Annotated in this window: 11 protein-coding genes and 1 pseudogene; 5 read left to right on the forward strand and 7 right to left on the reverse strand. The window is 69.6% G+C overall.

Annotated features, from left to right (window positions below; all coding sequences use genetic code 11):
* The 5 genes from ABT245_RS26850 to tkt all read right to left on the reverse strand — a co-directional run.
* On the reverse strand, positions 1 to 291 hold a 291-nt coding region (locus ABT245_RS26850; RefSeq protein ID WP_502982198.1), incomplete at its 3' end, for a phosphoglucose isomerase-related protein.
* A gap of 1 nt (position 292) precedes the next feature.
* The gene (gene opcA, locus ABT245_RS26855) at positions 293 to 1,219 is read right to left on the reverse strand and encodes a glucose-6-phosphate dehydrogenase assembly protein OpcA (protein WP_351737825.1); all 927 of its coding nucleotides are present in this window, start codon (positions 1,217 to 1,219) and stop codon (positions 293 to 295) included.
* Positions 1,216 to 2,817 carry a glucose-6-phosphate dehydrogenase gene (gene zwf / locus ABT245_RS26860; protein WP_351737827.1) on the reverse strand — a complete coding sequence of 534 codons (1,602 nt, stop codon included), beginning with the start codon at positions 2,815 to 2,817 and terminating at the stop codon, positions 1,216 to 1,218. Before zwf ends, opcA begins: the two co-directional genes overlap by 4 nt.
* Positions 2,814 to 3,995 (reverse strand): transaldolase, encoded by a 1,182-nt coding sequence (tal, locus tag ABT245_RS26865; RefSeq protein ID WP_351737829.1) that lies wholly within the window; start codon positions 3,993 to 3,995, stop codon positions 2,814 to 2,816. The genes zwf and tal overlap by 4 nt, the downstream gene beginning before the upstream one ends.
* 19 nt (positions 3,996 to 4,014) lie before the next feature.
* Positions 4,015 to 6,090 carry a transketolase gene (gene tkt / locus ABT245_RS26870; RefSeq protein WP_351737832.1) on the reverse strand — a complete coding sequence of 692 codons (2,076 nt, stop codon included), beginning with the start codon at positions 6,088 to 6,090 and terminating at the stop codon, positions 4,015 to 4,017.
* 146 nt (positions 6,091 to 6,236) lie between these two features.
* On the opposite strand from tkt, the gene ABT245_RS26875 reads away from it, so the two are divergent.
* A complete protein-coding gene (locus ABT245_RS26875; protein ID WP_351737835.1) occupies positions 6,237 to 7,163 on the forward strand; it encodes a helix-turn-helix domain-containing protein in 927 nt (308 codons plus the stop codon).
* Between the two features lies 1 nt (position 7,164).
* Here the strand turns inward: ABT245_RS26875 and ABT245_RS26880 are convergent.
* Positions 7,165 to 7,392, reverse strand: a pseudogene (locus ABT245_RS26880) (carbohydrate-binding protein); the annotation flags it as partial.
* A gap of 65 nt (positions 7,393 to 7,457) precedes the next feature.
* Entirely contained in the window at positions 7,458 to 8,210 is a 753-nt protein-coding gene (locus tag ABT245_RS26885) for an IclR family transcriptional regulator (RefSeq protein WP_351737838.1), read from the reverse strand.
* 156 nt (positions 8,211 to 8,366) lie between these two features.
* Here ABT245_RS26885 and ABT245_RS26890 point away from each other — a divergent pair, with 156 nt between their 5' ends.
* The 4 genes from ABT245_RS26890 to ABT245_RS26905 all read left to right on the forward strand — a co-directional run bounded on the left by ABT245_RS26890 (position 8,367) and on the right by ABT245_RS26905 (position 13,425).
* Positions 8,367 to 9,527, forward strand: coding sequence for a M24 family metallopeptidase (locus ABT245_RS26890; protein ID WP_351737841.1), 1,161 nt, complete (start codon positions 8,367 to 8,369; stop codon positions 9,525 to 9,527).
* Positions 9,528 to 9,645: 118 nt separating this feature from the next.
* The gene (locus ABT245_RS26895; RefSeq protein WP_351737843.1) at positions 9,646 to 11,082 is read left to right on the forward strand and encodes an MFS transporter; all 1,437 of its coding nucleotides are present in this window, start codon (positions 9,646 to 9,648) and stop codon (positions 11,080 to 11,082) included.
* A complete protein-coding gene (locus ABT245_RS26900) occupies positions 11,070 to 12,344 on the forward strand; it encodes an NAD(P)/FAD-dependent oxidoreductase (protein ID WP_351737846.1) in 1,275 nt (424 codons plus the stop codon). The genes ABT245_RS26895 and ABT245_RS26900 overlap by 13 nt, the downstream gene beginning before the upstream one ends.
* A gap of 43 nt (positions 12,345 to 12,387) precedes the next feature.
* The gene (locus ABT245_RS26905; RefSeq protein WP_351737848.1) at positions 12,388 to 13,425 is read left to right on the forward strand and encodes a C45 family autoproteolytic acyltransferase/hydrolase; all 1,038 of its coding nucleotides are present in this window, start codon (positions 12,388 to 12,390) and stop codon (positions 13,423 to 13,425) included.
* The last annotated feature ends 25 nt before the right edge of the window (positions 13,426 to 13,450 follow it).

The following is a 13,450-nucleotide window of genomic DNA, read 5'->3' on the forward strand; positions in this document are numbered from 1 at the left end:
CACCGCCCGGTCCTCCGTGACATTGATCTTCTCCCCACGGAACATCGCGTCCCGCAGCCCGAACACATCACACGCCACGGCCAGTTCCTGGAGCAGCGCCAGGGTCTCGTCGGTGATCAGGTGTTTGCTGTAGTCGATCAGCAGGTCGCCGACGCGTACGGCATACCGCTCGGCCCGTCCGGGGTCGGCCGCGAACAGGTCGCGCAACTGCGGTTGCCACGCGGCGCGGTGGTCGGCGAGCGCGGCCCACTCGGGCCGCCGGGTGAGCACGGGGTGAGGGGACTTGGGCATGTCAGACGTTCTCCTTGGTGCCCTCGCCGCGCAGGGCGATGGCGTACATCTCGTCGGCGTCGAGGCGGCGCAGCTCCTCGGCGATGAGTTCCGAGGTGGGCCGGACCTTCAGGGCGAGGGTGCGCGGCGGCTGCCCGGGCAGGGTCAGCGTGGCGAGCGGGCCCTCCGGCCGGTCGATGACGATCTCGCCGTCCGTGGTGCCCAGGCGGACGGCCGTGACGACCGGCCCGGCCGTGACGATCCGTTCGGCCGGGACCCCGAGGCGTGCCTCCATCCAGCGGGCGAGCAGTTCGGCGCTCGGGTTCTCCGCCTCGCTCTCCACAACGGCCGAGGTGATCTTCACCCGGGCCTGGTCCAGGGCCGCGGCCAGCATCGAGCGCCAGGGGGTGAGCCGGGTCCAGGCCAGGTCGGTGTCGCCGGGCGCGTAGGAGCGGACCCGGGCCTCCAGCGCGTCCAGCGGATGCTCGACGGCGTACATGTCGGTGATCCGGCGCTGGGCGAGTGTGCCCAGCGGGTCCTTCGCCGGGTTGTCGGGGGCGTCCACCGGCCACCACACGACGACCGGGGCGTCCGGCAGCAGCAGCGGCAGCACCACGGAGTCGGCGTGGTCGGAGACCTCGCCGAACGTGCGCAGCACCACTGTCTCGCCGGTGCCCGCCTCGGAGCCGACCCGGATCTCCGCGTCCAGCCGCGACCGGGTGCGCTCGCGGGGGGTGCGGGCGTGCCGCTTGATCACGACGAGGGTGCGCGAGGGGTGCTCGCGCGAGGCGTCCTCGGCCGCCTTGACGGAGTCGTAGGCGTTCTCCTCGTCCGTGACGATCACCATCGTCAGGACCATGCCCACCGCCGGGGTGCCGATGGCACGGCGGCCCTGTACAAGGGCCTTGTTGATCTTGCTTGCCGTGGTGTCGGTCAGGTCGATCTTCATGGCCTGCGCCAGCTCCGTCCGTCTCGTGCGAGCATCTCGTCGGCTTCCTCGGGTCCCCAGCCGCCCGACGCGTACTGGGCCGGCCTGCCGTGCGCCGCCCAGTACTCCTCGATCGGGTCGAGGATCTTCCAGGACTCTTCCACTTCCTCGGTCCGGGGGAAGAGGTTGGCGTCGCCGAGCAGTACGTCCAGGATGAGCCGTTCGTACGCCTCCGGGCTGGACTCCGTGAACGACTCGCCGTAGGCGAAGTCCATGGACACGTCCCGGATCTCCATCGAGGTGCCCGGCACCTTCGAGCCGAACCGGACGGTCATGCCCTCGTCGGGCTGGACGCGGATGACGACCGCGTTCTGGCCCAGTTCCTCGGTCGCGGTGTGGTCGAAGGGGGAGTGCGGGGCCCGCTGGAAGACCACCGCGATCTCGGTGACCCGGCGGCCGAGCCGCTTGCCGGTGCGCAGATAGAAGGGGACCCCCGCCCAGCGGCGGTTGTCGATCTCCAGCTTGATCGCGGCGTAGGTGTCGGTCTTCGACCTGGAGTCGATGCCGTCCTCCTGGACGTAGCCGACGACCTCCTCGCCGCCCTGCCAGCCCGCCGCGTACTGCGCGCGGACGGTGTGCGCGCCGAGATCGTCGGGCAGCCGCACCGACCTGAGCACCTTCAGCTTCTCGGTGAGCAGCGACTCCGCGTCGAAGGCGATGGGCTCCTCCATGGCGGTGAGCGCCATCAGCTGGAGCAGATGGTTCTGGATGACGTCACGGGCGGCGCCGATCCCGTCGTAGTAGCCCGCCCGGCCGCCGATGCCGATGTCCTCGGCCATGGTGATCTGCACATGGTCGACGTACGAGCGGTTCCAGACGGGTTCGTACATCTGGTTGGCGAAGCGCAGCGCCAGGATGTTCTGGACGGTCTCCTTGCCCAGGTAGTGGTCGATCCGGAACACCTGGTCCGGTTCGAACACCTCGTGCACGACCTTGTTCAGCTCCTCGGCCGACTTCAGGTCGTGGCCGAACGGCTTCTCGATGACGGCGCGCCGCCAGGAGCCCTCCGGGGGGTCCGCCAGTCCGTGCTTCTTCAGCTGCCGCACGACCTTCGGGAAGAACTTGGGCGGCACGGAGAGGTAGAAGGCGAAGTTGCCGCCGGTGCCGCGGGAGGCGTTCAGTTCCTCGACGGCCTCGCGCAGCTGCTTGAACGCCGTGTCGTCGTCGAAGTCACCGGGCACGAACCGCATTCCCTCGGCGAGCTGCTGCCAGACCTCCTCGCGGAACGGCGTGCGGGCGTGCTCGCGGACGGCGTCGTGCACCTCCTGTGCGAAGTCCTGGTCCGCCCAGTCCCGGCGGGCGAAGCCCACCAGGGAGAAGCCCGGCGGCAGCAGACCCCGGTTGGCCAGGTCGTAGACGGCCGGCATCAGCTTCTTGCGGGACAGGTCGCCGGTCACACCGAAGATCACCAGGCCGGAGGGGCCGGCGATCCGGGGGAGCCGGCGGTCACGCGGGTCGCGCAGCGGGTTCACCCAGTCGGTGGTCGGTGGGGCATCGGCGGCCCGTGCGGCCGGGACGCGGGCAGCGGCCGGCGCCGGTTCCTGCTCGGGGGTGCTCATCGGGCGTCAACTCCCTTGCTGTCCAGTGACTTCGCGACGGCGGTCAGCAGCTCCTGCCAGGCCGCTTGGAACTTGGCGACGCCCTCGTTCTCCAGTTGGCGGACGACGTCGTCGTAGGAGATGCCGAGCCGTTCCACGGCCGCGAGATCGGCCCGGGCCTGTGCGTAGCCGCCGGTCACCGTGTCGCCGGTGATGTCGCCGTGGTCGGCGGTGGCGTCGAGCGTCGCCTCCGGCACGGTGTTGACGGTGCCGGGCGCGACCAGACCGTCCACATACAGGGTGTCCTTGTAGGCCGGGTCCTTCACGCCGGTGGACGCCCACAGCGGGCGCTGCTTGTTGGCCCGGGTCCCGGCGAGCGCGGTCCAGCGCGGGCCGCCGAACACTTCCTCGTAGGCCTCGTAGGCCAGCCGCGCGTTCGCCAGCGCCGCCCTGCCCTTGAGGGCGCGCGCCCGGTCGGTGCCGAGGAGCGTCAGCCGCTTGTCGATCTCGCTGTCGACCCGGGAGACGAAGAAGGAGGCCACGGAGTGTATGGCGGACAGGTCGAGGCCCGCCGCGCGGGCCTGCTCCAGACCGGCCAGATAGGCGTCCATGACCTGCCGGTGGCGCTCCAGCGAGAAGATCAGCGTGACGTTGACGCTGATGCCGAGGCCGATCACCTCGGTGACGGCCGGCAGGCCCGCCTCGGTGGCCGGAATCTTGATCATCACGTTGGGGCGGTCGACGAGCCAGGCGAGCTGCTTGGCCTCGGCGACCGTCGCCGCGGTGTCATGGGCGAGACGCGGGTCGACCTCGATGGAGACCCGGCCGTCCCGGCCGCCGGTCGCGTCGTACACCGGCCGCAGCACATCGGCCGCGGCGCGGACGTCGGCGGTGGTCATCATCCGTACGGCCTCGTCGACCGTGACACCGCGCACGGCCAGGTCGGCCAGCTGCTCCTCGTACCCCGCTCCGTCGTCGCTCCCGCCGGTGTCGGGGGACCCGCCCACGGAGCCGATGGCGGCCTGGAAGATGGACGGGTTGGTGGTGACACCCACGACATGCCTGTGGGCGACGAGTCCGGCCAGGTTGCCGCTGCTGATCCGGCCTCGCGACAGATCGTCGAGCCAGATCGACACGCCCTCCTCGGTCAGGCGCTGGAGTGCTCCCGCGGTCGCGGTTGCTTCGGTCACTGTGATCATCTTCTTTCTGGCGATCGGATCAACCGCGGGCGGCGGCCAGGGATTCCCGGGCCTTGGCGGCGACGTTCTCCGGGGTGAAACCGAACTCGGCGAACAGGGTCCGCGCGGCGGCGGAGGCACCGAAGTGCTCCAGCGAGACGATGCGTCCGGCGTCGCCGACGTAGCGGTGCCAGGTCAGTCCGACGCCGGCCTCGACGGCGACCCGGGCCCGGACGGCGGGCGGCAGGACGCTGTCCCGCCAGGCCCGGTCCTGCTCCTCGAACCACTCCACGGACGGCATGGACACCACACGGGTGCCGATGCCCTCGGCCTCCAGCAGGCCCCGTGCGGCGACGGCGAGCTGCACCTCGGAACCGGTGGCGATCAGGATCACCTCCGGAGTCTGGGTGGACGAGTCGTGCAGGACGTAGCCGCCCTTGGCCGCGTCCGGGTTGCGCGCGTACGTCGGCACGCCCTGACGGGTCAGCGCGAGTCCGTGCGGGGCGGGCTTGGTGGTGTGCCTCTTCAGGATCTCGGCCCAGACGGTCACGGTCTCGTTGGCGTCCGCCGGGCGGACGACGTTCAGGCCCGGGATGGCGCGCAGCGAGGCGAGGTGTTCGACGGGCTGGTGGGTGGGGCCGTCCTCGCCCAGGCCGATGGAGTCGTGCGTCCACACATGGACGACGGGCAGTTGCATGAGGGCGGCCATGCGGACGGCGTTGCGCATGTAGTCGGAGAACACCAGGAAGGTGCCGCCGTAGATGCGGGTGTTGCCGTGCAGGGCGATGCCGTTCATCTCCGCGGCCATGGAGAACTCGCGGATGCCGAAGTGGACGGTGCGGCCGTACGGGTCGGCCCCCGGCAGCGGGTTGCCCTTCGGCAGGAACGAGGAGGACGCGTCGATGGTGGTGTTGTTGGAGCCGGCGAGGTCGGCGGAGCCACCCCACAGTTCGGGCATCACCGGGCCGAGGGCCTGGAGCACCTTGCCGGAGGCGGCGCGGGTGGCGACGGACTTGCCGGGCTCGAAGACGGGCAGGGCGTCCTGCCAGCCGCCCGGGAGCTGACCGGCGACGACACGGTCGAACAGGCGGGCGCGCTCGGGCAGGGCGGTGCGCCACTCGGCGATCCTCTTGTCCCAGGCGGCATGGGCCTCGGCACCCCGGTCCAGGGCCCGCTGGGTGTGCGCGAGGACGTCGTCGGAGACGGCGAAGCGCTGCTCGGGGTCGAAGCCGAGCACCCGCTTGGTGGCGGCGACCTCCTCGGCACCCAGCGCGGAGCCGTGGGCGGCCTCGGTGTTCTGGGCGTGGGGGGCGGGCCAGGCGATGATCGTGCGCAGCGCGACGATCGACGGGCGCCCGGTCTCGGCCCGGGCCGCGTCCAGCGCCGCGTACAGGGCGGCCACGTCGACATCGCCGTTGTCCGCGGGCCGCACGCGCTGCACATGCCAGCCGTACGCCGCGTAGCACCCGAGCACGTCCTCGGAGAAGGCCGTGGCGGTGTCGCCCTCGATGGAGATGTGGTTGTCGTCGTAGAGGAAGACCAGGTTGCCGAGCCGCTGGTGGCCGGCGAGCGAGGACGCCTCGGCGCAGACGCCCTCCTCCAGGTCGCCGTCCGAGACGATCGCCCAGATGGTGTGGTCGAAGGGTGAGGTGCCCTCGGGGGCGTCGGGGTCGAACAGACCGCGCTCGTAGCGGGCGGCCATCGCCATGCCGACGGCGTTCGCGACGCCCTGGCCGAGCGGTCCTGTGGTGGTCTCCACGCCCGCGGTGTGCCCGTACTCGGGGTGGCCGGGCGTCTTCGAGCCGTGGGTGCGGAACGCCTTCAGATCCTCCAGCTCCACCTCGTAGCCGGCGAGGAAGAGCTGGGTGTAGAGGGTCAGCGAGGTGTGGCCGGGGGACAGGACGAAGCGGTCCCGGCCGGTCCACTCCGGATCGGCCGGGTCGTGGCGCATCAGCTTCTGAAAGATCGTGTACGCGGCAGGGGCGAGGCTCATCGCCGTGCCCGGGTGCCCGTTCCCGACCTGCTGTACGGCATCGGCCGCCAGGATGCGGGCGGTGTCCACGGCGCGCCGGTCGAGGTCGGTCCACTCGAAGCCGTCGGTTGGCTGCCTGCTCATCTTCAAGAAGTCCTCGATCCAGGCGAAGTTTGTGGCTGAACGCGTTCAAAAGTAAAAGTCTGACTTTTAAGGAGGAAGGTCGGGGTGTGTCAGCCTGTGGTGAAAATGGGACACCGGCGGCGGCGCAGAGGCAGCACAAGAGGGACATGGCGGGCAGAACAGTGCAAGGCGATGGCGGTCGCGAGGGCGGCGACGGGATCAGTGAGGGCGGCGACGGGATCAGAACCTTCCCCTTCCCGGTCGACCTGAGCGTCGGCGGCGTCGGCATCCAGGTGGGCCCGATGGGAACCGGCCGCACCTGGCACGCACACGCCCCGCTGCACCGCGTCCACCGCATCGACTTCCATGTGGTCATGCTCTTCGGCGACGGCCCCGTCCACCACATGATCGACTTCGCCGAGTACGAGGCGACGGCGGGCGATGTGCTGTGGATCCGGCCCGGACAGGTCCACCGCTTCTCCCGGGCGAGCGAGTACCGCGGAACCGTCCTCGCCATGCAGCCCGGTTTCCTGCCCCGCGCCACCGTCGAGGCCACCGGCCTGTACCGCTACGACCTGCCGCCCCTGCTGCGCCCCGACCCGGCGCGGCTCGACGCCCTGCGCGCCGCGCTCGACCAGCTGCGACGCGAGTACGAGGACACGGAAACCCTTCCGTTCAGCCTGCACACCGCGGTGCTGCGGCACTCCCTGACGGCGTTTCTGCTGCGCCTCGCCCATCTCGCGGCCAGCTCCGCGGAGGCGGCACGGCAGCAGGACGACACGACCTTCACCCTCTTTCGTGACGCGGTCGAGCAGGGCTTTTCCACCAACCACAGCGTCAGCGCCTACGCCGACGCCCTCGGTTACTCCCGCCGCACCCTCGTCCGCGCGGTCCGCGCCGCCACCGGGGAGACCCCCAAGGGCTTCATCGACAAGCGGGTGGTTCTGGAGGCCAAGCGGCTGCTGGCGCACACGGATCTGCCCATCGGCCGGGTCGGCGCCGCCGTCGGCTTCCCCGACGCGGCGAACTTCTCCAAGTTCTTCCAGCTGCGCACCGGCCGGACCCCGGCGGCATTCCGGGCCGAGCTGGGCTGAGGGAGCCGGTCACCGGGCCGATGCCGGCCGGGACCGTCCGCCAGGACTGCCGGCCGCCCGTGCCGGCTGGCGCGAAGCTGCGTATCGGGGCGCTCCTGCGGCTGTCCAGGCGCGCCTCCACCAGACCGCGCACCCCGCCCCGCTCACCGGCGCTCACCCCGCGCACCCCGCCCCGCTCACCGGCGCTCACCCCGCTCGCGGCACCGCTCGCCACCCGGGCGTAGAACCGGCCGGGCGACGAAGGTGCATCGGGCCGACCGGAGCGGCGTGGCACGGCCACTGTCCAGGCCATGTCTAGGCCGTGCTTCCCAGTCGCTCGGAGAGTTCGGCGGCAGTGCGTGCCACCAGTTGTCCGAGTTCCACAATCCGCTCGGCTGGTGCCCGGAACCGTGGTGCTGTCACCGACACCACCGCGTCCAGGCTGTTGTGCAGGCCGTAGACGGGGGCGGCGATTCCCACCGCGTCATCTGTGTCCTCGCCGTCATTGACCGCGTAGCCGCACTCGCGCACCTTCGCCAGCTCCGCGAGAAGAGGGCCCGGCTCGACGATGGTCCTGGCGGTCTTGCGAGGCAAACCCCTGCTCAGTATCCGCTCGCGTTCGGCATCGGAGGCGAACGCGAGGAAGACCTTGCCCGACGCGGTGGAATGGGCGGCCATGCGCGCGCCGACGGTGGCCATATGCATGACGGCGCCCGGGCCCAGGACCTGGTCGAGGTTGACCGCCTCTTCCTGGTTCCACACCGCGAGGCCCGCGGTCTCCCTGGCCGTCTTGGCGAGTTCCTCCAGATAGGGCCGCGCGCTGTTTCGAATGTCGGAGTTGGCGAGCAGGGGCCAGGCCAGTGCGACGACTCCGGCCGCCAGCCTGTACCGGCCGCTGAGTGGTTCCTTCTCGACCAGACCTTCGTGCTCAAGTGTCGCCACGAGCCGCGAGACGGTGCTCTTGTGTGTGCCGATGCGTCGTGCGACCTCGTTGACGCCGAGCAACGGATCGTCGGCGCTGGCCAGCGCGCGTAGTACGCGGATCCCCTGCTGAAGTGTCGATGACAAACGCGGGCCTGCCAAGCCGTCCGTGGAACCCCCACCGTTTGGCACCGCTACCACCGCCCTTTCTATTGACAGCCCATTATGCCCGTCGTAACGTTCGCAATAGTAAGACAGTGTTTCACATATGGCAACTGTCAAAGATGGCGACTAGGAGCTCCGGTGGCGAACATCGAACGACGAACTGCCCCTGAGACCCTCGCGTTCTCGCTCGCCGAGTACGACGAGCGGCTGGCGAAGGTCCGGGCCGGTATGGACCGGGCGAATCTCCCGGTCCTGGTGCTGCACCTGCCGGACACCCTCTGCCACCTGTCAGGGCTCGACCTCGGCCACAGCGGATACTTCGCGTATCACGCGCTGATCGTTCCGCTGGAGGGCGAGCCGGTGCTCGTGTTCCGGGAGATGGAGCGTCCGCCCGTGGAGGCGACGGTCTGGACGGCCCGGGTGTCGTACGCGGACACGGACGAACAGCCCATCGGGACAACCAAGAAGGTCCTCGACGCCATGGGGTTGGCCGGTGGCCGGATCGGTGTCGATCAGCATGCCTGGAACCTGACCGTCGACAGGTTCCAGACCCTCCAGCGTCTGCTTCCCGACGCGACGTTGGTCAAGGAACCGCTCATCGCCGAGCACGTACGACTGGTCAAGTCCGCGCAGGAGATCGAGTACATCCGTCGCGGCGCTCGTGCGGCGGAGGCGGGCATGCGGGCCGGCATCGATGCGATTGCCGCCGGAGTCCCGGAGCTCCACCTCGCGGCCGCCATCGCCGGTGGCCAGGCCCGAGGCGGCAGCGAGGACCACCTCGCCGGTGTGGTCGGCTCCGGCGAGAAGGCCGCCTGGTTGCACAGCACCTGGACCGATCGACGGCTCGAAGTCGGCGATCCCGTCAAGTTCGAACTCAGCGGTGTCGAGAAGCACTACTGGGGCAGGCTGATGCGGACCACGATCGTCGGCGAGCCCACCGACGACCAGAAGCGCATCGCCGACGTGCTCAGGAACGCCCAGGACGACGGCATTTCGCGCATGGCCCCGGGCGTGACGGCTTCGCAGATCGACGATGCCTGCCGCCTCCCGGTCATGAAAGAGGGCATCCTCGACAACTACCAGAACCGCGTGGGCTACGGGCTCGGTGTGCTCTTCAGGCCGATGGCAGGCGAGTTCACCCGCGAGTTCATGCCCGGCGCCGGCTGGACCCTGGAGTCGGGGATGGTCTTCCACATGCTGACCCAGGCCCATGGGCTGGCCTTCAGTGAGACCGTGCTCGTGACCGAGAACGGTCACGAGATCATCACCGACTTCGACCGGGAGCTCTTCGTCCGGTGACGTGCGTGCCGCTGTGGCGTCGGGACGCATCCACAGCCGAGCCGGCACTCCATGACACGTGTGTCGGCAGAGCTGAACAAGCAACTACGAAGCAACCAGATCGAAGGAGGGTACAGCGATGAGAAACGGTGCGGAGGTGACGGCCGAGACGGATCGCTCGATGCTGAGAAGAGTTGTCGCCGGAGGCGGAATCGGCAACTTCGTCGAGTGGTTCGACTACGGGGTCTACGGGTATCTCGCGACGACGCTCGCCACGGTGTTCTTCCCCTCGGACAACCGCGCCCTGTCCCTGCTGGCGACGTTCGGCGCTTTCGGCGTGTCGTTCCTGCTGCGGCCGCTGGGCGGGCTGTTCTTCGGCAAGCTGGGCGACCGGGCCGGCCGGCAGCGCACGCTGGTCACGGTCATCGTCATCATGTCCGCGTCGACGTTCGTGATCGGCCTGCTGCCGACACACGAGCAGATCGGCTTGCTCGCTCCGACACTGCTCGTTCTGGTGCGCTGCGTCCAGGGCTTCTCAGCGGGTGGCGAGTACGCGGGGGCCTCCTCCTTCGTGATCGAGCACGCTCCCGCCAACAAGCGCGCCACCTACGCGAGCGCGCTGCCGATGAGTACCACGCTGGCGTTCATCGCCGCGGCGGGCCTCACCGCCCTGCTGTCGGCCTCGCTTTCCGCGTCGGACTTCGAGTCCTGGGGCTGGCGTGTGCCCTTCCTGATCGCCGGGCCGCTCGGACTGATCGGTCTCTTCGTCCGGCGCAATGTGGAGGACACCCCCGCGTTCCGCAAGGTGCAGGCCGAGGGCAAGGTGGCCGCTGCCCCTCTGCGGGAGAGCCTGCGGACCCAGGGCAAGCCGATTCTGCTGCTGCTCGGCTTTCTGATGACGAACAGTGTCGGGTACTACATGCTCGCCACGTATCTGCCGTCGTACTTCCAGGAACAGGTCGAGCTGAGCAAGGGCACCGCGCTCCTGACGAACATGGCCGCCCTGTTGCTGCTCGTGGTGTTCATCGCGGTCTTCGCAGTCCTGGCGGACCGTGTGGGACGCAAGCCGATCATGCTCGGTTCCTGTCTCGCGTTCGCCGCGCTCACCATCCCGGCCTTCCTTCTGGCACAGCAGGGGACGGTCGGTGCGCTCCTCGGGGCTCAGGCGATCATCGCCGTCGCACAGGCCGGCACGTCCGCGGTGACCAGCCTGCTGCTCGTGGAGATGTTCCCGACCCGGGTGCGGTACACCTCGGCCTCGGTGAGCTACAACCTCGCGTACATGCTCTTCGGCGGGACCGCGCCCTTCGTGGCGACCTGGCTCGTGTCCCAGAGCGGCAGCGGGCTGGCACCCGCCGTGTACATCACCGTCATCGCCGTGATCTCCGTGATCGCCGTCCTGCAGATCAGGGAGACCAAGAACGTCTCTCTGCTGGCTGACACAGACGAGCAGGAGCCGGCGCGCTCAGCCGCACTCGTCGTCGAGCAGATCGATCAGCCGGACGCTCCCGCGCATCCCGGCGGACGATCGGCAGTCCGGCAGATCAATGACAACCAGGCAAGGTGGGAACACTGAAGATCACCGTTATCGGAGCGGGAGTCATCGGGCTCTCCTGCGCCTACGAGCTGACCGACGTCGGACACGAGGTCACCGTCGTGGACGCCGGAGCCGTCGGCGCCGGCGGCTCCGCGGGGAACGCGGGATGGGTCACCCCGTTTCTGTCGACTCCCCGAGCGGCCCCCGGTGCCGTACGGGACGCGGTGCGCAGCTTCACCAGCGCCGAGGGCCCGGCCCGTATGCGACCCCACGCCGAACCCGGGTTCGCCACATGGGTGTTCCAGTTCCTTCGCGCCAGCTCCAAGGCACGCAGCGAGCAGGCCACCGCTTCCCTACAGGCGTTCTCCCGTCGAGCCATCCGGCACTTCGACTCTCTGGCTGAACGAGGCGTCGGTTTCGATCAGTACACCGCCGGCCTCGCGGTGGTTTTCAAGCAGCCGCACAACCTCGACCACTACGCGCAACTGCTGGCCAGGATACGGTCGTTGGGCTACGACGGTGAGGTCAGCGTGCACCGCGGCTCGGACGCAGCTGACTTCGACCCCGCCATCCGTCGCGACATGGCCGGCGTGATGCACCTGGAAAGTGAGCGCCATGTACGCCCCGAGACGCTGACCGACGGTCTCGCGAAGGCGATCCTGGCGGGGGGCGGGCAGATCGTCGAGCATGAGCGAGTCGTCCGGCTCGCTTCCTCCGGACGGGGCCGGTGGACGGTCGTCACGGCCGATGGCCGGGCGATCCCTTGCGACCAGGTCGTCGTGGCGGCCGGCTACCCCTCACGGGCGTTGCTACGGCCGCTGGGGGTGACGGTCCCGCTGGAAGCCGCCAAGGGCACCAGCATGACCGCCCGCGGCGAAGGCACGGTCCCGTCACACCCGCTCAAGCTCTACGAGAACATGGTGGCCTGCTCGCCCTTCGGAAAGACAGTGCGGCTGTCCGGAACGTTCGACCTCGGGCGTCGCGACAGCACACTCGACCGCAAGCGGCTCGACATGGTCGTACGCCAAGGGCTTGGCTACCTCCAGGACTGGCGCCCGACCGACATCGACATCGAATGGGCCGGCCACCGTCCCACCTCAGTCGACGATCTGCCGGTCATCGGACCGGCCCCCGGCCACGAGGGCCTCTACCTCGCGACAGGGCACGGAACCCTGGGCATCACCTTGGGCCCCCTCACAGGAGCACTCGCGGCCCAGGAAATCGCCCACCGGCAGCACCAGCCCTGCCTCGATCCCTTCCGCCTGACGCGCTTCGCGAACCGGACGAAGCGCAGAGTGTGAACCGGCGAAACTGCCCGCACGCCCGCACAGATACAGGACTGCAGTGAACGACATACTGGAACTCACCGGAACGGCTCGAGAGCGGGGCCGCGCCCACGGAGAAGCACTGCGTGACGTCATCCAAGAGCGCATCGCGACAACGCTGAACGGCGTCACCGAAGACGACGTCGCCCCGTGGTGGCAGGCCACGCGGACCGCCGCGCCGGCGATCGCCGAGGAACTGTCCGGCATCGCGGAGGGAGCCGACTGCCGACTCGCCGAAGTCGTCCAGATCAACGTCTTCGAGGCCCTCGACTTCGCGAAGCAGGCCGCCGTGGGCGCCGGCGGTTGCACAGTCGTCGGCATTTCCCGCCCCGGCCGTGGCCCGGTCGTCGCGCAGAACTGGGACTCCAACCTCTCCTCGTCAAGCGCCCTGCGCACCCAGATGCACCGTGCCCTCCGGCCCCACCTGCACCACGGACCGGACACCCTGAGGACGCTGGTCCTGGCCTCGCCCGGCGGCATCGGATGGAACGGCATGAACGAGGCCGGCGTGGCCCTCGTCAACGCCGACCTGTTCACCCGCCGCCTGCGCATCGGCGTTCCCAGCAAGGTGATGCGGCGCATCATCCTGGCCGAGTGCAGCCGGGCCGACGGGCTCCGCAAGCTGACGGAGCACGGTGGCGTCGGTGGCCGGACCTACCTGGTGGGCGACCCTGCGGGCGCCGACCTGATCGAGGTGTCCGCCGACCGACCGCAGCCCGTTCACCTCCCGCGGACCGGCCGGGGATGGGTACACACCAATCACGCGGTGAACAGCCGAATCGCAGGCGAGGAAGACCTGCCGAACGTGCCCGTCTCGTCGCATGCCCGGTACACGCGCGCCGGCGAACTCCTGGAACACCTCGAAGGCGACTCTCTCGACGAGATCGCCGCGCTGCTTGCCGACCACCGCGGTGACCCGTACTCGGTCTGCTGCCATGTGAACGACCGGCAGCCGTCGATCACTGCCGCGTCCGTGGTCTTCGACTGCGAGGAACGCCGCGCTCATGTGGCGATCGGCAATCCGTGCACCGCGGACTTCCGCACCTACCAGCTCTGAACACCGAGCCGACACCATCCGATCC

It is taken from the genome of Streptomyces sp. NPDC001508 (assembly GCF_040298665.1).
Taxonomy (GTDB): domain Bacteria; phylum Actinomycetota; class Actinomycetes; order Streptomycetales; family Streptomycetaceae; genus Streptomyces.

What these genes read in the sequence shown, in the direction of transcription:
- opcA (WP_351737825.1), bottom strand. Translation starts at nt 1,219, where the DNA reads ATGAAGATCGACCTGACCGACACCACGGCAAGCAAGATCAACAAGGCC.
- zwf (WP_351737827.1), bottom strand. Translation starts at nt 2,817, where the DNA reads ATGAGCACCCCCGAGCAGGAACCGGCGCCGGCCGCTGCCCGCGTCCCG.
- tal (WP_351737829.1), bottom strand. Translation starts at nt 3,995, where the DNA reads ATGATCACAGTGACCGAAGCAACCGCGACCGCGGGAGCACTCCAGCGC.
- tkt (WP_351737832.1), bottom strand. Translation starts at nt 6,090, where the DNA reads ATGAGCAGGCAGCCAACCGACGGCTTCGAGTGGACCGACCTCGACCGG.
- ABT245_RS26875 (WP_351737835.1), top strand. Translation starts at nt 6,237, where the DNA reads ATGGCGGGCAGAACAGTGCAAGGCGATGGCGGTCGCGAGGGCGGCGAC.
- ABT245_RS26895 (WP_351737843.1), top strand. Translation starts at nt 9,646, where the DNA reads ATGAGAAACGGTGCGGAGGTGACGGCCGAGACGGATCGCTCGATGCTG.